Source organism: Streptomyces sp. NBC_00306, assembly GCF_036169555.1.
Taxonomy (GTDB): Bacteria; Actinomycetota; Actinomycetes; order Streptomycetales; family Streptomycetaceae; genus Streptomyces; species Streptomyces achmelvichensis.
On the sequence record NZ_CP108032.1, the window covers coordinates 1,769,899 to 1,788,757 of the forward strand.

General features: G+C 71.8%; 19 protein-coding genes and 1 pseudogene. 8 read left to right on the plus strand and 12 right to left on the minus strand.

Annotated features, from left to right (window positions below; all coding sequences use genetic code 11):
* Positions 1-26: 26 nt before the first annotated feature.
* Complete coding sequence (locus OHA05_RS07960; protein ID WP_313947081.1) at positions 27-425, plus strand: ectoine synthase; 399 nt, start codon at positions 27-29, stop codon at positions 423-425.
* 3 nt (positions 426-428) lie between these two features.
* On the plus strand, positions 429-1,325 hold the full coding sequence (gene thpD, locus OHA05_RS07965; protein ID WP_313947080.1) for an ectoine hydroxylase: 897 nt from the start codon (positions 429-431) through the stop codon (positions 1,323-1,325).
* Positions 1,326-1,429: 104 nt separating this feature from the next.
* Here the strand turns inward: thpD and OHA05_RS07970 are convergent, their stop codons facing one another.
* Complete coding sequence (locus OHA05_RS07970) at positions 1,430-2,509, minus strand: alkene reductase (RefSeq protein ID WP_328860152.1); 1,080 nt, start codon at positions 2,507-2,509, stop codon at positions 1,430-1,432.
* Positions 2,510-2,645: 136 nt separating this feature from the next.
* Here OHA05_RS07970 and OHA05_RS07975 point away from each other — a divergent pair.
* Positions 2,646-3,140 (plus strand): annotated as a pseudogene (locus OHA05_RS07975) (MarR family winged helix-turn-helix transcriptional regulator); the annotation flags it as partial.
* Positions 3,141-3,274: 134 nt separating this feature from the next.
* Here the strand turns inward: OHA05_RS07975 and OHA05_RS07980 are convergent.
* The 5 genes from OHA05_RS07980 to OHA05_RS08000 form a co-directional block, all read right to left on the minus strand.
* Positions 3,275-4,321, minus strand: a complete 1,047-nt coding sequence (locus tag OHA05_RS07980; protein ID WP_328860154.1) for an aminotransferase class V-fold PLP-dependent enzyme — start codon at positions 4,319-4,321, stop codon at positions 3,275-3,277.
* A 104-nt stretch (positions 4,322-4,425) separates the two neighbouring features.
* Positions 4,426-5,142, minus strand: coding sequence for a DsbA family oxidoreductase (locus OHA05_RS07985; RefSeq protein ID WP_328860155.1), 717 nt, complete (start codon positions 5,140-5,142; stop codon positions 4,426-4,428).
* A gap of 72 nt (positions 5,143-5,214) precedes the next feature.
* A complete protein-coding gene (locus tag OHA05_RS07990) occupies positions 5,215-5,691 on the minus strand; it encodes a GNAT family N-acetyltransferase (protein ID WP_313947075.1) in 477 nt (158 codons plus the stop codon).
* Positions 5,692-5,735: 44 nt separating this feature from the next.
* Positions 5,736-6,350 (minus strand): DUF1349 domain-containing protein, encoded by a 615-nt coding sequence (locus tag OHA05_RS07995; protein ID WP_313947074.1) that lies wholly within the window; start codon positions 6,348-6,350, stop codon positions 5,736-5,738.
* A gap of 4 nt (positions 6,351-6,354) precedes the next feature.
* Positions 6,355-7,893, minus strand: coding sequence for an aldehyde dehydrogenase (NADP(+)) (locus OHA05_RS08000; protein ID WP_328860156.1), 1,539 nt, complete (start codon positions 7,891-7,893; stop codon positions 6,355-6,357).
* A gap of 129 nt (positions 7,894-8,022) precedes the next feature.
* On the opposite strand from OHA05_RS08000, the gene OHA05_RS08005 reads away from it, so the two are divergent.
* The 5 genes from OHA05_RS08005 to OHA05_RS08025 all read left to right on the plus strand — a co-directional run bounded on the left by OHA05_RS08005 (position 8,023) and on the right by OHA05_RS08025 (position 13,673).
* Complete coding sequence (locus tag OHA05_RS08005) at positions 8,023-8,793, plus strand: IclR family transcriptional regulator (RefSeq protein WP_313947072.1); 771 nt, start codon at positions 8,023-8,025, stop codon at positions 8,791-8,793.
* Positions 8,794-9,182: 389 nt separating this feature from the next.
* Positions 9,183-10,163 (plus strand): hypothetical protein, encoded by a 981-nt coding sequence (locus tag OHA05_RS08010; protein WP_328860157.1) that lies wholly within the window; start codon positions 9,183-9,185, stop codon positions 10,161-10,163.
* Positions 10,160-11,440 carry a sensor histidine kinase gene (locus tag OHA05_RS08015; RefSeq protein WP_328860158.1) on the plus strand — a complete coding sequence of 427 codons (1,281 nt, stop codon included), beginning with the start codon at positions 10,160-10,162 and terminating at the stop codon, positions 11,438-11,440. Before OHA05_RS08010 ends, OHA05_RS08015 begins: the two co-directional genes overlap by 4 nt.
* A gap of 35 nt (positions 11,441-11,475) precedes the next feature.
* Positions 11,476-12,093 carry a response regulator transcription factor gene (locus tag OHA05_RS08020; protein WP_328863350.1) on the plus strand — a complete coding sequence of 206 codons (618 nt, stop codon included), beginning with the start codon at positions 11,476-11,478 and terminating at the stop codon, positions 12,091-12,093.
* Between the two features lie 131 nt (positions 12,094-12,224).
* Entirely contained in the window at positions 12,225-13,673 is a 1,449-nt protein-coding gene (locus tag OHA05_RS08025; RefSeq protein WP_313947069.1) for a peptidoglycan D,D-transpeptidase FtsI family protein, read from the plus strand.
* A 124-nt stretch (positions 13,674-13,797) separates the two neighbouring features.
* Here the strand turns inward: OHA05_RS08025 and OHA05_RS08030 are convergent, their stop codons facing one another.
* From OHA05_RS08030 to OHA05_RS08055, 6 genes are all read right to left on the minus strand, one after another.
* The gene (locus OHA05_RS08030; RefSeq protein ID WP_313947068.1) at positions 13,798-14,313 is read right to left on the minus strand and encodes an RICIN domain-containing protein; all 516 of its coding nucleotides are present in this window, start codon (positions 14,311-14,313) and stop codon (positions 13,798-13,800) included.
* Positions 14,314-14,501: 188 nt separating this feature from the next.
* Positions 14,502-14,954: a hypothetical protein gene (locus tag OHA05_RS08035; RefSeq protein WP_328860159.1), complete on the minus strand. Its 453-nt coding sequence runs from the start codon at positions 14,952-14,954 to the stop codon at positions 14,502-14,504.
* Positions 14,951-15,463 carry an RNA polymerase sigma factor gene (locus OHA05_RS08040; protein ID WP_328860160.1) on the minus strand — a complete coding sequence of 171 codons (513 nt, stop codon included), beginning with the start codon at positions 15,461-15,463 and terminating at the stop codon, positions 14,951-14,953. The genes OHA05_RS08035 and OHA05_RS08040 overlap by 4 nt, the downstream gene beginning before the upstream one ends.
* Positions 15,453-15,908, minus strand: a complete 456-nt coding sequence (locus OHA05_RS08045; protein WP_328860161.1) for a DUF3995 domain-containing protein — start codon at positions 15,906-15,908, stop codon at positions 15,453-15,455. The genes OHA05_RS08040 and OHA05_RS08045 overlap by 11 nt, the downstream gene beginning before the upstream one ends.
* A 111-nt stretch (positions 15,909-16,019) precedes the next feature.
* The gene (locus OHA05_RS08050; RefSeq protein ID WP_328860162.1) at positions 16,020-17,426 is read right to left on the minus strand and encodes an NCS2 family permease; all 1,407 of its coding nucleotides are present in this window, start codon (positions 17,424-17,426) and stop codon (positions 16,020-16,022) included.
* A 70-nt stretch (positions 17,427-17,496) separates the two neighbouring features.
* The gene (locus OHA05_RS08055) at positions 17,497-18,825 is read right to left on the minus strand and encodes a S28 family serine protease (protein WP_328860163.1); all 1,329 of its coding nucleotides are present in this window, start codon (positions 18,823-18,825) and stop codon (positions 17,497-17,499) included.
* Between the last annotated feature and the right edge of the window lie 34 nt (positions 18,826-18,859).

The following is an 18,859-nucleotide window of genomic DNA, read 5'->3' on the forward strand; positions in this document are numbered from 1 at the left end:
ACCTGAAGGAAAGGCATCAACTCACCGTGCTAGTCCGATCGTTCAAGGACATCGAGAACACCGATCGCCATGTGCGGTCCGCATCCGGCACCTGGGAGAGCAAGCGCATCGTGCTCGCCAAGGAGAAGGTCGGGTTCTCGCTCCACGAGACCGTGCTGTACGCGGGTACGGAGACGTCGATGTGGTACGCGAACCACATCGAGGCCGTGCTCTGTGTGGAGGGTGAGGCCGAACTCACCGACGACGAGACCGGCGAGACCCACTGGATCGAGCCCGGCACGATGTACCTGCTGGACGGGCACGAGCGCCACACACTCCGTCCGAAAACCGATTTCCGCTGTGTCTGCGTCTTCAACCCTCCCGTCACCGGACGGGAGGACCACGACGAGAACGGCGTCTACCCGCTGCTCACCGAGGAGGGCTGAAGAATGACCACCGCCGCTGTACGCACCGATCTCTACCCGACCCGAGGCGTTGGCGAGGTGGTGACCCCCCGCCAGGACCCGGTCGTCTGGTCGCCGCCGGGCGCTCCGGGGCCGATCGGCCAGAACGATCTGACGGGCTTCGAGCGCGACGGCTTCCTCACGGTCGAGGATCTGATCTCCGACGACGAGGTCGAGCTCTACCGTGCGGAGCTGGACCGGCTGATCGCCGACCCGGCCGTCCGCGCCGACGAGCGCTCGATCATCGAGCCGACGTCGCAGGACGTGCGCTCGGTCTTCGAGGTCCACAAGCTGAGCGAGATCTTCGCTTCGCTGGTGCGCGACGAGCGGGTGGTGGGCCGGGCCCGCCAGATCCTCGGCTCGGACGTGTACGTCCACCAGTCGCGGATCAATGTGAAGCCGGGCTTCGGCGCCTCGGGCTTCTACTGGCACTCGGACTTCGAGACCTGGCACGCCGAGGACGGACTGCCGAACATGCGCACCGTCTCGGTCTCGATCGCGCTGACCGAGAACCGTGACACCAACGGCGGGCTGATGATCATGCCCGGTTCGCACAAGTCGTTCCTGGGCTGTGCGGGCGAGACGCCGAAGGACAACTACAAGAAGTCGCTGCAGATGCAGGACGCCGGCACACCGTCGGACGCCGCGCTGACCCGGTTCGCGGACCGGCACGGCATCCGGCTGTTCACCGGCCGGGCCGGCTCGGCGACCTGGTTCGACTGCAACTGCATGCACGGCTCCGGTGACAACATCACGCCGTACGCCCGCAGCAACGTCTTCATCGTGTTCAACAGCGTGGACAATGCCGCGGAGGAGCCGTTCGCCGCTCCGGTACCGCGTCCGGAGTTCATCGGGGCACGGGACTTCACCCCCGTGCGCTGACACGTCGTGCGCTGACACGCTTCTGCGGCCCAGGGCCCGGCCGCCCCTCCTCGTGAGGGGTGGCCGGGCCCTGGGCCGTCCAACTGCCGTACCGCGCCGAGTACTCAGCCGCGTACTGACAGGGTCGGGTAGTCGGTGTACCCCTGGTCGCCGCCGCCGAAGAACGACGCGGTGTCCGGCGTGTTGTAGGGGCCTTCGGTCCGCAGCCGGGCGGGCAGGTCCGGGTTGGCGAGGAACAGCGCGCCGAAGGCGAGGATGTCGGCGATCCCGTCCTCGACCAGCGGCAGGACGCGGTGGTCGGTGGGACCCTCCGTCACCGGGTTCAGGATGAACGTGCCGCTGAACTGCTTGCGCAGGGCGAGCGTCACGTCCCGGGCGCCCGTGTTGGTCTCGGTGATGTGCAGATAGCCGAGGCCCAGCGGCTCCAACTGCTCGACCAGCGCCGGGTAGAGGGCTTCGGTGTCGGTCTCCGCGATGTCGTTGTACACGTTGCCGGGCGAGAGCCGCAGTCCGGTGCGCTCGGCGCCGATGGCCGCGGCGACGGCCTTGGTCACCTCCACCGCGAAACGGATGCGGTTCTCCACCGGGCCGCCCCACTCGTCGGTGCGCAGGTTGGTGTTGGGCGCGAGGAACTGGTGGATGAGGTAGCCGTTGGCGCCGTGCAGTTCGACGCCGTCGAAGCCGGCCGCGATCGCGTTGCGCGCCGCGGCGGCGAAGTCGTCCACGACCGAGCGGATCTCCTCGGCGGTCAGCTCGCGCGGGGCGAGGAAGTCCTTCGGGCCCTCGTGCGTGAAGAGCTGGCCGGCAGCCGCCACGGCGGACGGGGCCACGCTGGCCCGGCCGTCGGGGAAGAGCACCGGGTGACCGATGCGTCCGGCGTGCATGATCTGGGCGAAGATCGTGCCGCCCTCGGCGTGCACGGCATCGGTGACCCTGCGCCAGGCGGCGACCTGCTCGTCGCTGTGCAGCCCGGGGGTGTCGGGGTAGCCCTGTCCCGTCACGGACGGCTGGATGCCCTCGGTGATGATCAGCCCCGCGCCGGCGCGCTGGCTGTAGTACTCCACCGTGGAGTCGGTGACGGTGAGGCCGTCGCCGAACGCCCTGCTGCGGGTCATCGGCGCCATGGCGATGCGGTTGTCGAGCTGGGTGCCGGACAGGTCGATCGGGTCGAAGACGGTGGTCATGGGGGCTCCCGGAGAGTTATGTGGTCGGCCAAGTATCGGTGCCGGGAGCCACTGTAACTCATTAATTGGCCGACCAAGGTAAAGTTGTCCGCAAGACTGTCCCCGACGACAGCGCCTCGCCCGAGAAGGAGGGCCGATGATGTCCGAGACCGCGGCCGACCCCGCCTGTACGGTCCCGCTGCCGGGCTCCGCGCTCGGCGGTCCCGTCAGCCATGCCGTCTCCCGGGTCGCCCGGCTGCACCGCATGGCCGCGGGCAAGCTCCTCAAGGGCGCCGGCCTCTACCCGGGGCAGGAGTTCGTGATGATGCACCTGTGGGACGCCGGGCCGGTGCGGCAGTCCGAGCTGATCAAGGCCGTGGAGCTCGATCCGTCCACCGTCACCAAGATGCTCCAGCGGCTGGAGCAGGCCGGGCACGTGCGCCGCTGCCCCGACCCCGCCGACCGGCGCGCCGTCCTGATCGAGGCCACCGCCGACAGCTGCGCGCTGCACTCCGCGGTGGAAGAGGCCTGGACGAACCTGGAGGAGCACACACTCCACGGGCTGAGCACCGACGAACGCACCGAACTGGTCCGGCTGCTGGCGAAGGTCGAGAAGAACCTCTGCGTGCAGGCCGGGGACTGCCCCGACCGGACGGAGCGTGGGGCCGAGGCGTCCGCCGACCGGAGCGAGGGCACGGCCGCGGAATCCCCCGCCCGGACGGAGGGCGCGGCCGAGCAGTCCCCCGTCGCTCAGCCGGCCCCCGCCGCTCAGTAGGCGCCCGCCGCTCAGCCCGCGAGCACGTCCAGCGCCCGGTCCACGTCGGCGGCCGAGTTGTAGAGGTGGAACGCGGCCCGGAGGTTCCCCGACCGGGCCGACACCACGACACCCGCGCGGGCGAGGTCGGCCACCCGGTCGTCGAGCCCCGGCACGGCGACGACGGCCGACTCGCCCGGCACGGCCTCGTACCCCAGCCGCGCCACCCCGTCGCGGAACCGCCGGGCCAGCGCGGTGTCATGGGCGTGCACGGCGTCGATGCCGATCTCCTCCAGCAGCGCGAGCGACTGCTCGGCCGCGTGGTACGAGGGGAAGGCCGGCGGCTCGTCGAAGCGCCGGGCCGAGCGGGCCAGTTCATCGACCGGGCCGTAGATCGACCCGTTCTCGTCCTCGGCGGCGAACGGCCCCGCGTGGATCGGCACCACCGACCGCTGCGCCTCCTCGCCCACGGTCAGGAACGAGACCCCGCGGGGGCACATCAGGAACTTGAAGGCGCCGGTGACGGTGAAGTCCCACGCGTCCGCGTCCAGCGGCAGCCAGCCCGCCGACTGGCTGGCGTCGAGGAGGGTGCGGGCGCCGTGCGCCGCCGCCGCGGCCCGGACCGCCGCCAGATCGGCGATCCGGCCGTCCGACGACTGCACCGAGGAGAGGGCGACCAGCGCCGTCCCGGGGCGCACCGCCTCCGCCAGGCCGTCCAGCGGCACGAAGCGGAGCTTGAGGTCACCGCGCACCGCGAACGGGGTGATCACCGAGGAGTAGTCCCCCTCCGGGAAGAGGATCTCCGAGCCGGGCGGGAAGGACTGCGCGACGAGCCCGACGTGCACCGCCACCGAACCGCCGACGGCCACCCGCGCCTCGTCCGTACCGGTCAGCCGGGCGAAGGACCGCCGGACGGCACCCACTCTCGGCCAGTCGCCCGCCCCGCCGGGCCGGCCGGCCGCGAGCTCCTCGACCAGCGCCGTGACGGCATCGGCCGCGCTGCGGGGCAGCAGCCCGGCGCTACAGGTGTTCAGATACGTCTTGTCCGGCGCGAACGCGGCACCGCCCAGGGTCTCCATGAGATCACCCTGCGGTGCGGCCAACCGCAGGTCAACCGCGAATCGTTGAGGGGTACCCGTCAGCGGTGCTTCATCGTCGGGCGCGCCGGACCCAGCCCGCACGATCAGTGCCGCGGGACCTCGCACGAGCCGTCGGTGTCGCACACGGGCGCGTCCCCGCCGTCCACGGCGACGGGTGTGAGGGTCCGGCCCTGCCAGGCCTGCTCCAGCGCCTGGGTGAACAGCTCGGCCGGCTGACCGCCGGAGATGCCGTAGCGCCGGTCGAGGACGAAGAAGGGCACGCCGTTCGCGCCCAGCTCCGCGGCCTCGCGCTCGTCGGTCCGTACGTCGTCGGCGTACGCGTCCTCGTCGGTGAGCACCGCGCGGGCCTCGTCCGCGTCCAGTCCCGCCTCGACCGCGAGCTCCACCAGCACCTCGGCGTCGAAGACCGAGCGCTCCTCGGCGAAGTTGGCGCGGTAGGCGAGGTCGAGCAGTTCGTCCTGGCGGCCGCGGGCCTTGGCGAGGTGCAGCAGACGGTGGATGTCGAAGGTGCTGCCGTGGTCGCGGCCCTCGGTGCGGTAGCCGAGGCCCTCGGAGCGGGCGTTGGAGGCGACGTGCTCCTCCATGGCCTGCGCCTCCTCGCGGCTGCGCCCGTACTTCAGGGCCAGCATGTCGACGACGGGCGCGGTGTCACCCTTGGCGCGGCCCGGGTCGAGCTCGAAGGACCGGTGCACGACCTCGACCTGGTCACGGTGGGCGAAGTCCGCGAGCCCTTTCTCGAAGCGCGCCTTGCCGATGTAGCACCACGGGCAGGCGATGTCGCTCCAGATCTCGACGCGCATGCTGATTCTCTCCAGGGTCCGAACGGTACGGAGGCCACCTCCGCTCCGACCTCAACACCCGCGGCACCCGCCTCATTCCACGGCGCGCGGCACGGTGAGCCGCATCACCAGGTGATTGCCCGAGAGCGGCTCGTCCGGGTCGGGTGTCCAGCCGTGTGCGGTGTAGAAGTCCTGGGCGCGCCGGTTGTGCTCGAAGACCTCCAGCCGGGCGGTGGTCACGCCCGCGCTGCGCCAGCCCTCCACGCACGCCCGGTGCAGCGCGGTGCCGATGCCGGCGCGCCAGAGCGCGGGGTGGACATGGAGTTGGGTGAGCGTCATGACGCCGTCGACCGTGCGGGAGGCCGCCACGCCGGCGAGGGCCCCGTCCCGTTCCGCGCAGAGCACCGCACCGCGCTCGATGGCCGCCGCCCAGCCCGCGCGGGTGCGGGCGTGCTCGGCGGGGCTGTCGAAGGCCTCGTCCGGTATGTGCCCGCGGTAATAGGTGGCACGGGCCTCGGCGTGCAGGGCGGTGACGGCGTCGAGGTCCTCGGGAACGGCTGGTCTGATCATGGTACGGGGGACGCACGCGGCAGGCCGTGCGGTTGCGGGCGTGGTCAGGAACCGTCGCGCAGCCCGTCCGGCCAGCCCTCGCGGAACTCGATCTCGTCGTAGGTCACCACACACCCCTCGCCGACCGGCGACTGGGCGAGGAAGCCGACGAGCGCGGCACCGGCCTGTTCCTCGGTGCCGAGCGCGAAGATCCGGACGAAGGTCCACCGCTTGCCGTCCGTCGACGCGTGGAAGGCGAAGGCCTTGCCCGTACGGCTGATCCGCAGCCAGACGCTGTCGCCGTCCACCTCGAAGGAGTTGGCGTCGTCGGAGTAGCCGCGGGTCACCACCGTGCAGATGGTGGGCCTGTCCGGGGAGAGTTCCAGACAGAGCTTGGCCCACTCCCGCTCACCGACGTGCAGATAGAGCACACCGGCGTCGAAGGCGGCGGCGAATCCGACCGTGACGCGGGCGATCAGCTGGAAGTCCCCCTCCGGCGAGCCGAGCAGGCGCGGCGCGTCGGAGGCGGGGTCCAGCGAGTCGCCCGCCGGGGGCACGAAACGATCCTGCCGGGCCCCCGCCCAGCCGGTCAGCACCCCTTTCTCGTACGACCAGTTGGCGTCGGGGCCGTAGGGGCGCAGAGGGAAGGGGAGTTCGGGCAGCTCGATGGAGTCGGTCACCCGCTCAGCTTGCGGGAGTCTCGCGGCGTCCGTCCACCCGACGCGGCAGACCGAGCGGGTTGTCGTCCCGCAACTCCGGCGGAAGGAGCGCCTCCGGGGTCGTCTGATAGGTGACCGGCCGCAGCCAGCGCTCGATCGCGGTGGCGCCGACCGAGGTGGAGGTGGACGTGGTCGCCGGGTAGGGGCCGCCGTGGTGCTGGGCGGGGGCGACGGCGACACCGGTCGGCCAGCCGTCCACCAGCACCCGGCCCGCGAGCGGGGTGAGTTCGGCGAGCAGCTCCGCGCCGCGGCCCTCCCCCGCGGCCTCGGCGGCCGAGAGGTGCAGGGTGGCGGTGAGATTGCCGGGCAGGCGTCCGAGCACGGCGGTGATCTCGTCGTCCGACTCGTACCGCGCGACCACGGTGACCGGGCCGAAGCACTCCTCCAGGAGCAGATCGTGCGGCCCGTCGGCGGTGAGCAGCCGCGCCGGCAGGGACAGGAAGCCGGCGCTCACGGTGTGATCCCCGCCGGCCCCGGGGGTGATCGGGGCCTCGACGAACGGCAGGTCCGCCCGTTCCCGTACGCCCTCGACGAAGGCGCCGCGCATCCGGTGGTCGAGCATCACGCCGGGCTCGGTCTCGCTGACCGCGTCCGTGAGCGACTTGAGCATCCGGTCGCCCGCGTCGCCGGCCGGGGCCAGGACGAAGCCGGGCTTGGTGCAGAACTGCCCTTCGCCGAGGGTCATCGACCCCGCGAGTCCGGAGCCGATCTGCTCGGCGCGCTCGGCGGCGGCCTCCTCGGTGACCACCACCGGGTTGAGAGAACCGAGTTCACCGTGGAAGGGGATGGGGGTGGGGCGGGCGGCCGCGGCGTCGAAGAGGGCACGTCCGCCGCGTACGGAACCGGTGAAGCCGGCCGCGGCGACCAGCGGGTGCCGCACGAGTTCGACGCCGGCCTCGAAGCCGTGCACGAGGCTCAGCACGTCCTCGGGCAGACCGACCTGCTTCGCGGCCCTGCGCAGTACGGACGCGCACAGCTCGGCGGTCGCGGGGTGGTCGGGGTGGGCCTTGACGACGACCGGGCAGCCCGCGGCCAGCGCACTGGCGGTGTCGCCGCCGGGCACGGAGAAGGCGAGCGGGAAGTTGCTGGCGGAATAGACGGCGACGACACCGAGGGGGATCTTGTAGCGGCGCAGGTCGGGCCACGGCGGGGTGCGGTTCGCGTCCGCGTGGTCGATGTGGACGTCGAGGTACGCGCCCTCGTCGACGACATCGGCGAAGGCCCGCAACTGCGCTGTGGTGCGCGCGAGTTCACCGGTGAGGCGGGTGGGGCCGAGCGCGGTCTCGGCGTCGGCCGCCTCGATGACGTGCTCGCGGGCCTCGTCGAGCAGGTCGGCGGCCGTACGGAGCAGACGCGCGCGTACACTCCGGTCGGCGAGGGCGGGGCGGGCGGCGTGGGCGGAACGGACCACGCGGTCGATCTCCTCGGCCGTCGACTCCACCGCAACCTGCTCCCGCGGGTTCCCGGTTCGGGGGTCGACACTCCAGACTGGTGCTGCTGCCACCGCGGCTTCCTTCCCGGTCTTCTTGCCACCCACCAGGAGTTGTTCGGTATTCTGAACAGCGTTCCCGATGGTGAATATGTGGGGACTCTATTTCCGGGCGTTCTGCGCGGTCAAGAAGGAGCGAGGGCAATGTCGACGGCGGATTCTGGTGGGGCACAGGTCAAGTCCGCGGTGCGGACGGTGGAACTGCTCGAGTACTTCGCCGGGCGCCCCGGCATGCACTCCCTGGCCGCGGTCCAGGAGGCCGTCGGCTACCCCAAGTCCAGCCTCTACATGCTGCTGCGCACCCTGGTCGAGCTCGGCTGGGTGGAGACGGACGCCACCGGCACGCGCTACGGCATCGGCGTCCGCGCCCTGCTGGTCGGCACCTCCTACATCGACGGCGACGAGGTCGTGGCAGCCGCCCGGCCGACGCTGGACCGGCTCTCCGACGACACCACCGAGACCATCCACCTCGCCCGCCTCGACGGGACGAACGTCGTCTACCTCGCCACCCGGCAGTCGCAGCACTATCTGCGCCCCTTCACCCGCGTCGGCCGCAGGCTGCCGGCCCACTCCACCTCGCTGGGCAAGGCCCTGCTCGCCACCCACAGCGACGAGCAGGTGCGCAAGATGCTCCCGGAGACCCTGTCGTCCCTGACCGAGCACACCCTCACCGACCGCGAGAAGCTCATCGAGGAACTGCACCTCATCCGCGAGCAGGGCTACGCCGTGGACCGCGAGGAGAACACCCTCGGGCTGCGCTGCTTCGGCATCGCGATTCCCTACCGCACACCGGCCCGTGACGCGATCAGCTGCTCGGTCCCGGTGGCCCGGCTCACCCCGGCGCACGAGCAGATGATCAAGGATGCGCTGTTCGACGCGCGCGACCGCCTCACGCTCGCGACGCGCAGGCTCTGACGACCCGGCTCACGCCCCCGACACACGAACACCGACGGCCCGCTCCCGGCACGCGGCCGGGACGGTCCGGCTCACGCCCCCGACACACGAACACCGACGGCCCGCTCCCGGCACGCGGCCGGGACGGTCCGGCTCACGCCCCCGACACACGAACGCCGACGGCCCGCTCCCGGCACGCGGCCGGGACGGTCCGGCTCACGCCCCCGACACACGAACGCCGACGGCCCGCTCCCGGCACGCGGCCGGGACGGTCCGGCTCACGCCCCCGACACACGAACGCCGACGGCCCGCCTCACGCCCCGACGCCGGCGCCCGCCTCCGCCGCACGGCGGAGGCGGTTCCTCACCACGCACGACGTGCGCACGGTCACGGCCCGGGAGCGTGGAGCCATGACCCGGACACCCCTCGCCCCCGCGCCTCCCGCCGCGATACGGCCGTCACGCGCCGCCGCCGTCCTGCGCGCCGTGGCGATCGTCGCCTGCGTCCCGTACGTCACCCTGAAGACCGCGTGGATGGCGGGCAGCACCATCGGCATCCCCGAGGGGAGCGTCCTGCTGGGGAACCGCGCGACGCTGGGGCTCGCCAACGGCGTCACCGTCCTGATGGACTCGGCCGTCGTGGTCCTCGCGCTGCTGCTCACCCGGCCGTGGGGACTGCGGGTGCGGACCTGGCTGCTCGCCTTCCCCTTCTGGGTCGCCACCGGGCTGCTCTCACCGATCATGGCCGGCTTCCCGCTCCAGCTGCTCGTCTCCGCCTTCGGCGGGACGACGTCCGCCGACACCGCCACCGAGCCGTTCCTCGACGACTGGGTCTTCGGCGTCGTCTACGGCGGCTTCATCCTCCAGGGCCTCGCCCTCGGCGCACTCTTCGTCCGCTACGCCCGCAATCGCTGGGCCGACCTGTGGCAGGGCCGGCTGCGTGACCTGCCGGCCGCGCCTTCCGCCAGGGTGGCGGCCGCCGCGGGTGCGCTCGCCGCGCTGCTGCCGGCCGTCATGCATCTGCTGTGGTTGTGCGGTGCGACGCTCGGCCTCTCCGCCCGCCGGATCGACGAGCGCGCCACCGATTTCCACGTCCTGGAGGGCGTGCGCCTCGCCTTCGTCCTGGCCGCCGTGGCCGGGGCTCTTCTCCTCACCTCCGGCCGTCATCGCGCCTCCTCGCTGCCGGTGAAGGTTCCGCTCGGGGCGGCGTGGGTCGGCTCCGGCGCTCTCGCCGCCTGGGGCGGCTGGCTGCTGCTCGCCTCGCTGATGCCGCAGGACGACCGGTTCAACCGCTCCACCGGTCTGCTCCCTCTGACCTACGCTGTCGAGATGATCGCGGGCGTCCTCCTCATCGGCGCCGTCGTCTCCCAACTGCGGCGGCGCGGCGCGTGACCGAGCGTGCGAGCGGCCTGCTCCGGGCCTGGACCAGGGCGCTGTTCGGGTCCCGGGCCAGGCTGCGCTGGCTGCATCTCGTCCTGGGCGGCGCGCTGTTGATGCCGTACTGGCTCGTCGGCACCGTGGTGATCGGCCCGATCGTCGGCTCCCACAATGCCTTCGGCGGTTCGCTCACCCACCAGTTCGGGGCGTACGCGGTCGCGCTGCCGCTCGCCGCGCTGACCGCGCTGTTCCCGCCCGCCAGGCCGCTGTCGGTGGCGGCGGCGCGGGCGCTGTGCGGGGTGCCGGGGCAGCTGCTCGCGGACGGACCGGCGCACTCGCGGGCGGCCCGGGGACGGACCTCGGCCTGGTTCACGCTCCACATCGGGCTCGGGGGCCTGATCAGCGGTGCCTCGCTCGCGCTGCCGCCGTTCGCGGTGACGCTGATGCTGCTGCCGCTCTCCGGCGCGGTGCGGGAGTGGTTCCGGGCGCCGGACTACCCCGCCTGGCAGCTCGCCCTGTTCCCGTTCGCCGGGATCGCGATGCTCGTGGCGCTCGCGGCCTGCGTCGCGGCGGCCGGCGCGCTGCTGGCACGCCAGGCACCCCTGCTCCTCGGCCCCACCCCCGCCGACCGGCTCGCCGCCGCCGAGCGCCGGGCCACCGAACTGGCCGAGCGCAACCGTCTCGCCCGCGAACTGCACGACTCCGTGGGCCATGCGCTCAGCGCGGTGACCCTGCAGGCCGGCGCGGCGCGCAAGGTCCTGGACACCGATGTGGAGTTCGTCCGCGAGGCGCTGGCCGCGATCGAGGAGACCACCCGGCGTACGGTCGGCGAACTCGACTCCGTCCTCGGCCTGTTGCGCCGGGGGGAGCTGGATCAGGCAGACGAGGCCGCCGAGGGCCCCGTGGCCACCGGTCCCGGACTCGACGCTCTGGACGGGCTGATGTCCCGCAGCGGCGTGCCCGTGTCGCTGACCGCGGAGGGCGACCGGGCTGCCGTGCCCCCGCCCGTCTCGCGCGAGGCGTACCGGATCGTCCAGGAAGGGCTCAGCAACGCCCTGCGCCATGCCGGGGCGTGCCCGGTTTCGCTGTGGATCGCCGTACGCGGCGAGGAGTTGGAGATCGTGATGGAGAACCCGCTGCCCGCCAGGGCCGCGACGGTGCGCCCGGGAGGCGGCCGTGGTGTGCGCGGCATCGCCGAGCGTGCGGCGCTGCTGGGCGGGGACGCCCACGCCGGACCGCACGGCGACGTGTGGCGACTGCACGCCCGGCTGCCGCTGGGCGGTGCCCGGTGAGCGCGGTGCGGATCGTCCTCGCGGACGACGAACGCATGGTCCGCACCGCGCTGCGGGTCATCCTGGACGCCGAGCCCGGTCTGGAGGTGGTCGGCGAGGCGGCGACCGGCGCCGAGGCGGTGTCGGTGGTGCGTGAGCTGCGGCCCGACGTGGTGCTGATGGATGTGCGGATGCCGGAGATCGACGGCATCCGGGCGACCGAGCAGATCCTCGCCACCCTCGCGGACCCGCCGCGGATCGTCGTGGTGACGACGTTCGAGAACGACTCCTATGTGTACGACGCGCTGCGCGCCGGCGCCGCGGGCTTTCTGCTCAAGCGGGCCAGGGCGGAGGAGCTGGTGCAGGCGGTGCGGCTGGTCGCCCGCAGCGACTCGCTCCTCTTCCCGGCCGCGGTGCGCTCGCTCGCGGCCGAGTACGCCCGACAGAGGGCCGCCGCTCCCCCGCCGTGGGCGCAGCGGCTCACCGATCGGGAGGCCGAGGTCCTTCGGCTGATGGCGACGGGGCTGACGAACGCGGAGATCGCCGGGCGGATGGGCGTGGGACCGGCGACGACGAAGACGCATGTGGCCTCCGTGCTGGCGAAGACGGGGACGCGGGACCGCACCCAGGCGGTGATCGCGGCGTACGAGTCGGGGTTCGTCTCGCCGCGCTGAGGGTCCGCACCGGGAGCTCGCGTCCGGGAGGCCCCGCTGAGCCCCGACGCCCCGCCGGGGAGATGAGTAAATCCTGAGAAAAGGGGGCACAGGGGAACGCCCCGCCCCGTTCCGCTCGTCCCTTGCATGGGATGAACAAGACGATCAGGAACGCCGCCGCCTTCAGTCTGCTGCTGGTGCTCGCCCTGCTGGTGCGGGTCACCTGGGTGCAGGCGTACGAGGCCAAGGCACTCGCGGACAACGACCACAACCGACGGAAGATCATCGCGCAGTACGCGCAGCCGCTCGGCGACATCATCGTGGCCGGATCACCGGTCACCGGTTCCCAGCGGACCGCCGGCAGTGATCTGGCGTACAAACGCACCTACACCGACGGCTCGCTGTACTCGGCCGTCACCGGCTACAGCTCGCAGGCATACGGAGCCACCCAGCTCGAGGGCATCCACAGCACGATCCTCGACGGCACCGACACCCGGCTGAAGAACCCCGTGGACGCGCTCACCGGCAAGCAGCAGAAGCCGGGCGACGTACTGACCACGATCGATCCGGCGGTGCAGAAGGCGGCCTCCAAGGCGCTCGGCGACACCAAGGGCGCGGCGGTCGCGATCGACCCGAAGACGGGCGCCATCCTCGGGATGGTGAGCACGCCCTCGTACGACCCCTCGTCGATCTCCGGGACGTCGGACTCGGCCGCCTGGAAGAAGCTGCTCGACGACCCGGACAAGCCCCTGGTCAACCGGGCACTCCGGCAGCCGCTGCCGCCCGGCTCGACGTTCAAGCTGGTCGTCGCCGCTGCCGCGCTGGAGGACGGTCTGTACGGCTCGGTGGACGAGAAGACCGAGAGCCCCGACCCGTACACCCTCCCCGGTACGACGACGGTCCTGAAGAACGAGAACGCCTCCGCACCCTGCGAGAACGCCACCCTCCGCACGGCGCTCCAGTACTCCTGCAACAACGTCTTCGCCAAGCTGGCCGCGGACCTGGGCGAGGACAAGGTCCGGGAGACGGCGGAGAAGTTCGGCTTCAACGACAAGCAGAGGGACGTCCCGGTGCGGGCCTACCCGAGCGTCTACCCGAGCGGTATGGACAAGGCGCAGACGGCGCTGTCGGGCATCGGCCAGTTCGACGTGACGGCGACCCCGCTGCAGATGGCCATGGTCTCGGCCGCGATCGCCAACGGCGGGGTCATGGAGTCCCCGCACATGGTCTCGAAGACCGTGGACGGCGACGGCAACACCCTGGACTCGTACGAGGACGGCTCGTCGGACCGGATCGTCTCGGAGTCGGTCGCCGAGGAGCTGCGCAGCGCGATGGTGACGGTCGTGGACGAGGGCACCGGCACCAACGCGCGGATCGACGGCGCCGAGGTCGGCGGCAAGACGGGCACGGCGCAGCACGGTGAGAACAACAGCAAGACGCCGTACGCGTGGTTCACCTCGTACGCCAAGAGCTCCGACAGCGGGAAGGAGGTCGCGGTGGCGGTCCTCATCGAGGACTCGGGCGCGGCCCGCTCGGAGGTCAGCGGCAACGGCCTGGCGGCGCCGATCGCACAGAAGATGATGAAGGCGGCGCTGAGGTAGCGGTGTCGGCACGGGGCCGCCGGACATCGCCGGCGGCCCCGTTGATCAGCCGCGTGATCGGCCGGACCTCCATGCCGCGAGCGGCACTAGTGCCTCGACAGGGCAAAGCTTGCCGCGAGCCGCACTAGACGAGCCACCAGCCCTGGTTGGAGCCCCCGTTGCGCTCCCACATGATGAGCTGCGTGCCCCAGACGCCGGTGCCTCCCGGAACGTCGATCACGTGGCCGGAGGGGTCGTTCACAATGGGGTTGGCGCCCGTGCCTCCGCTGAAGACCTGGTTCCACTTGCTGTTGCAGTGCCACAGGATCAGCTTGGCGCCCGGGCGGGTGTCGTCGTGCCGGTCCAGGCACAGACCGTTCGCGGAGTTGACGATCGTCTGTCGCCCCCGGGAGTCGGTGCTCGTGTACCAGCGCTGGTTCGCGCCTCCGTTGCACTCCCACTGGATCACCGCGGCACCGGGCCCCGCGGCACCGCTGCCGTCCATGCAGAGCCGGGTGGCGGCGTTCATGAGCCGTCCGCTGAAGGTGACCGCGGACGCCGGCTGCCCGGTCACGAGGCTGCCGCCGATCAGCGCCAGGGTTGCGGCGGCCACCGCTGTCGTGCGTCTGACCGCCTTCTTCGATGTGAACCTTGCCGTCATGTTTCCCCCCAAGAGACAGCCGTGTCCCCCCAGGACACGGCAGTGGTCAAGATCAATGATAACTGCGCGTCAGGAGACGGCACACAGCGCCATGATCACGCGGTGCGCGACGGCCCGGGCCCGGCGAGGACGTGCCGTCCTGACATCCGGCCGGCCGATGCCGTCCTTCGCGAGGAACGCTGTCCGGCTCACAGCAGCGCCCTCAGGTTCTCCACGCTGCGGTTGCCCTCCCGGCGTACCCCCACGGGGATCAACGCGGCGCGGGACGGCAGCCGTACGCCCCCGGTGAACGCGACCCGGGTGCCCCCGCCTTCGGGGGTCGCCGCGACGCCGATCAGCAGGAAGCGGCTCTGCAGCCAGCACCAGCCCGGTCGTTGCACACCGCGCAGCCGGGCCCGCATGCCGTACCTGCTGCGGGCCTGCGCCTCGAGGTGTTCCCCCTGTCGGCTCACGACGCGCAGCCGCTCCATGTCCGTCACGACCTGGCCGAATCCGCCCTCCAGGTCGCCCAGCAGGGACCAGACCCGCTCGAAGGGTGCGTCGACGTACGCCTCGGTCACCGCGGCGCCGCGGACGCCGGCGGCCAGGGCATGCAGGCGGCGTACGGAGTCGAGGTCGGTGGTCGGCCAGCGTTCGTTCATGACGTCCACGCCTTCCGGAAGGTGTCGCGGGCCCGGTGCAGCCGCGATTTGACGGTGCCCGTGCGCACACCGAGCAGGGCCGCGGCGGTGCGCTCGTCCAGGCCCTCCACGTCACGCAGCATCAGCACCGCGCGGTGTTCCGGGGAGAGCCGGTCCAGTACGTCCCTGATGTCGGCGGAGAGTTGGGGGTCGCCGCGGGCCGGGAGCGCGCTGAGATCGGCCGGTACGGTGCGGGCCGAGCGGTGGGCGGTGCGGACCGCCTCGCGCACGGCGATCGTCCGGACCCACCCGTGCAGGGCGGCCGGGTCTTTCAGGGTGCGCAGCGACCGGAAGACCGCCACCAGGGCCTCCTGCGCCGCGTCCGCTCCCTGGTCCAGGGCGATGGGCGCGCAGACGCGGCCCACGTACGGCGCGAGGAGGTCCAGGAGTTCGGCCATGGCGAGCGTGTCTCCGCGCTGGGCGGCTCGCACGAGCCGGGCCGTCAGATCGTCCGGTCGCTCAACGGGCACGGGCCGCGTCCTTCCACCACGCCACGCGCAGGGCGGCGCATGCCAGGAGGGCGCACAGGGGGGTGTAGAGCACAAGGTTGAGCCGGTGGAAGGCGGTGCCGGTCTCCTCGGCGAACAGCCAGTAGATCCCCGCGAGGGCGCGCAGCGAGAGGCCCGCGGCCACGGCCAGGGTGCAAAGACGGAGGACCCGGTGGCCGGGGCGGCGGGAGTGGGCGCCGACGAGGGCGGCCGCGGCGAGGAGGAGGGCGACGAGAGGGAGCAGGACCGGCGGTGTGAACGGCACGTCCCTGCCGAGAACCGCTCGGGACAGGCTCCCTTCGTCGGCCGCCGGCCAGGTCGCGCCCGTCGCCCAGTACAGGTGGAGCAGGGCGTCCGCGGTGAGCACCGAGACGACGAGCACGGCTGCGCGGGTGGGCGGAACGGTGGTGCTGAGCCGGTACGACATGGGTCCTCCTGCGGCGACTCGGGAATCCGTCACCCTCCAGAGGAGCCGTCCGCGCGAAACGTTCCGTCGGGTGGGCGCATTCTTTCCCGAGCGCGCCCACCCGGACAAAGCTCAGGAAACTCCGAGGAGTTGCTCGATCGGGTCGATGGCGAAGTACACCGCGAACAGCGCCGCCGTGCCCCACAGCAGCCAGTGCACCTCGCGTGCCTTGCCGAGCACCGCCTTGATGACGACGTAGGCGATGAAGCCCGCGCCGATGCCGTTGGTGATGGAGTACGTGAACGGCATGACCGCGATCGTCAGGAACGCGGGGATGGCGATCTCGTACCGCTCCCAGTCGATGTGCCGTACCTGGGCCATCAGCAGGAAGCCGACGGCGACCAGCGCCGGGGCGGCCGCCTGGGCGGGGACGACGGTCAGCAGCGGGGTGAGGAAGAGCGCCAGTCCGAAGAGGGCACCGGTGACCACGGAGGCGAGCCCGGTACGGGCGCCCTCGCCCACGCCGGCGGCCGACTCGATGTACGAGGTGTTGGAGGAGGCGGAGGCGGCCCCGCCTGCCGCAGCCGCGGCGCCGTCGATCAGCAGGACCCGGCCGAGGTTCGGGACCTTGCCGTCCTCGTCCAGCAGGCCCGCCTCGCTGGAGATGCCGACGACGGTGCCCATGGTGTCGAAGAAGTCGCTGAGGATCAGGGTGAAGACCAGCAGCACCAGCGTGATGACGCCGATCTGCTCGAACGCGCCGAAGAGGCTGAAGGCGCCGACGAGCCCGAAGTCGGGCGCGGCCACGACGTCGTCGGGCACGGCCGGCACGGTCAGGCCCCAGGCGAGCCGGTCGACGGTGGCGAGTTCGTTGATGACGATCGCGAGGACGGTCGTCACGACGATGGAAATGAGGATCGCGCCCTTCACCTTGCGCGCCATCAGCGCGACGGTGAGCAGCACCCCGACGCAGAAGACCAGCACGGGCCAGCCGGAGAGCTGACCGCTGCCGCCGAGCTGCACCGGCACGGTGCTCTCGTCGCCGGGGATGCGGGTGACGAACCCGGCGTCGACGAACCCGATGAAGGCGATGAAGAGCCCGATGCCCACGCTGATCGCCTGCTTCAGCGACGAGGGGATGGCGTGCATGATCGCCTCGCGCAGTCCGGTGACGACCAGGACGCAGATGAGGATGCCTTCGAGCACCACCAGACCCATCGCGTCGGGCCAGCTCATCAGCGGGGCTATCTGGAAGGCGACGACGGCGTTGAGCCCGAGTCCGGCGGCCACGGCGAGCGGGAGATTCCCGCCGAGGCCCATGATCGCGGTCATCACGGCCGCCACCAGCGCGGTGGACGTGGCCAGTTCGGCCGCGGAGAGCTGGTGGCCGAACTTGTCCTCGGCGCTGCCGAGGATGATCGGGTTGAGCACGAGGATGTAGGCCATCGTGAAGAAGGTGGCGAAGCCGCCACGGATCTCCCGCGCATAGGTCGAGCCCCGTGCGCTGATGCGGAAGTACTGGTCGACCTGTGCGGACATGGCTCTCCTCGGGGACGGTCCGGCCGGTGAAGACAGCTGGGATTGTGCCCCTCGGGCGAGCGTTTTCAGGTCAACGGTGTGTAACGTCCGCCCACCGCTTGAGCGTCGCGACCGCGGCCGCTTCCTGGTCCGCGGGCAGATCCGTGAGCTGTGCCGCGTGGTTGGTGCCGGGAGCCACGAAGCGGTACGAGTCGTGGCGGCTCGGCGTGAACTGCTCGGCGCTCCAGGGGTCGTTCTCCCCGTAGACGAACATCATCCGCCGGCCGCTGGTCCGCACCCACCGGTCCACGTCCGCCATGGGCCCGTTGTCGTACGCGCCGCGCATCGCGGCCGGGAGCACCGAGTCGGGCCGGTAGAGCCCGGGGTGGCGGCGGACCCCGCGCAGATGCGGGAACGCCAGGTCCGCCCAGCCGAGTTGGGTGGCTGCCTGCCGGTAGTAGGGGCCCGTGCCGTTGGTGCCGAGGTTCTCGTCCTTGTAGACGTGCAGGCCGTGCTTCGTCGACCAGTCGTAGAGCTCGTCGTCGTCGGCGGTCCGCGCGTCGGGGACGTCCGGGCAGTCCGCGGCGCTGCCGCCCTGCCAGAAGTTCCAGACCTGGTCGAGCACGGCGAACTCGTAGGCGCGGTCCGTGGTGCCGAGGGTCTCCTCGAAGGTGTCGCCGTTCTTCCGGGCGTCCGCCTCGAACATCGGCAGCAGCCGCTCGCGCCGGACCAGCAACTCGCGCTGCACGGCGTCGAGTGCGTGGCGGCACTCGGCCGTGCCGACGGTCGCGAAGAAGCGGTCGTAGGCACTGTCGTCCGCGTTGTCGGCGTCGTTCGGTGCGACGAAGGCGACGACGGCGTCGAGATCGCCGGGGTAGTACCGCTCGTGATAGGTCGCCGTCATACCGCCTTTGCTCGCTCCGGTACCCAGCCACCGGCCGCGTTCGATGACGCGCAGCGCCTGCGTCACCCGGTGCTCGTCGCTCGCCTCCTGCCAGACGGTGAGCTTGGACCAGTCGTCCCCGGCCGCGCCCGCGGGCCGAGAGGGGCCGAAGTAGCGGTGTTCCACGGACACCTGATTGGCGTCGAGCACCGTGGTGACCTGGGCGGTGCCGGAGGCCAGGGTGTAGCCGCCGGTGTGCAGCACCGTGGGCCGGTCGGTCGCCTTGTGCCAGAGGGTGAGCCGCTGGGTGAAGCTGCCCCGCCCGGGCCGGCGGTGGTCGACGGGCTGGGCGTAGGTGAGCGCGTAGTGCGGGTGACCCTGCTTCTCGCCCACCGCGACGACCGTCATGCCGGGGATGCGCTCCAGCTGCCCGCGGATGTCTTCGGAGTCGGCCCGCGCGCTCGCCTCCCCGGTGAACTGCATCGTGACCAGGGTCAGTACGGCGCCCAGCAGTGCGGCGAGCCTCGTGGAACGCAACGGCGGTACCCCTTGAGTACGACGGCGGGCAGGC

Bases quoted from the DNA above. Each gene is read 5' to 3' on its own strand.
- OHA05_RS08025 (WP_313947069.1), top strand. From the start codon at position 12,225: ATGAACAAGACGATCAGGAACGCCGCCGCCTTCAGTCTGCTGCTGGTG.
- OHA05_RS08010 (WP_328860157.1), top strand. From the start codon at position 9,183: ATGACCCGGACACCCCTCGCCCCCGCGCCTCCCGCCGCGATACGGCCG.
- thpD (WP_313947080.1), top strand. From the start codon at position 429: ATGACCACCGCCGCTGTACGCACCGATCTCTACCCGACCCGAGGCGTT.
- OHA05_RS07970 (WP_328860152.1), bottom strand. From the start codon at position 2,509: ATGACCACCGTCTTCGACCCGATCGACCTGTCCGGCACCCAGCTCGAC.
- OHA05_RS08050 (WP_328860162.1), bottom strand. From the start codon at position 17,426: ATGTCCGCACAGGTCGACCAGTACTTCCGCATCAGCGCACGGGGCTCG.
- OHA05_RS08030 (WP_313947068.1), bottom strand. From the start codon at position 14,313: ATGACGGCAAGGTTCACATCGAAGAAGGCGGTCAGACGCACGACAGCG.
- OHA05_RS07980 (WP_328860154.1), bottom strand. From the start codon at position 4,321: ATGGAGACCCTGGGCGGTGCCGCGTTCGCGCCGGACAAGACGTATCTG.
- OHA05_RS08005 (WP_313947072.1), top strand. From the start codon at position 8,023: ATGTCGACGGCGGATTCTGGTGGGGCACAGGTCAAGTCCGCGGTGCGG.
- OHA05_RS08035 (WP_328860159.1), bottom strand. From the start codon at position 14,954: ATGAACGAACGCTGGCCGACCACCGACCTCGACTCCGTACGCCGCCTG.
- OHA05_RS07985 (WP_328860155.1), bottom strand. From the start codon at position 5,142: ATGCGCGTCGAGATCTGGAGCGACATCGCCTGCCCGTGGTGCTACATC.
- OHA05_RS08045 (WP_328860161.1), bottom strand. From the start codon at position 15,908: ATGTCGTACCGGCTCAGCACCACCGTTCCGCCCACCCGCGCAGCCGTG.
- OHA05_RS07990 (WP_313947075.1), bottom strand. From the start codon at position 5,691: ATGATCAGACCAGCCGTTCCCGAGGACCTCGACGCCGTCACCGCCCTG.
- OHA05_RS08020 (WP_328863350.1), top strand. From the start codon at position 11,476: ATGGTCCGCACCGCGCTGCGGGTCATCCTGGACGCCGAGCCCGGTCTG.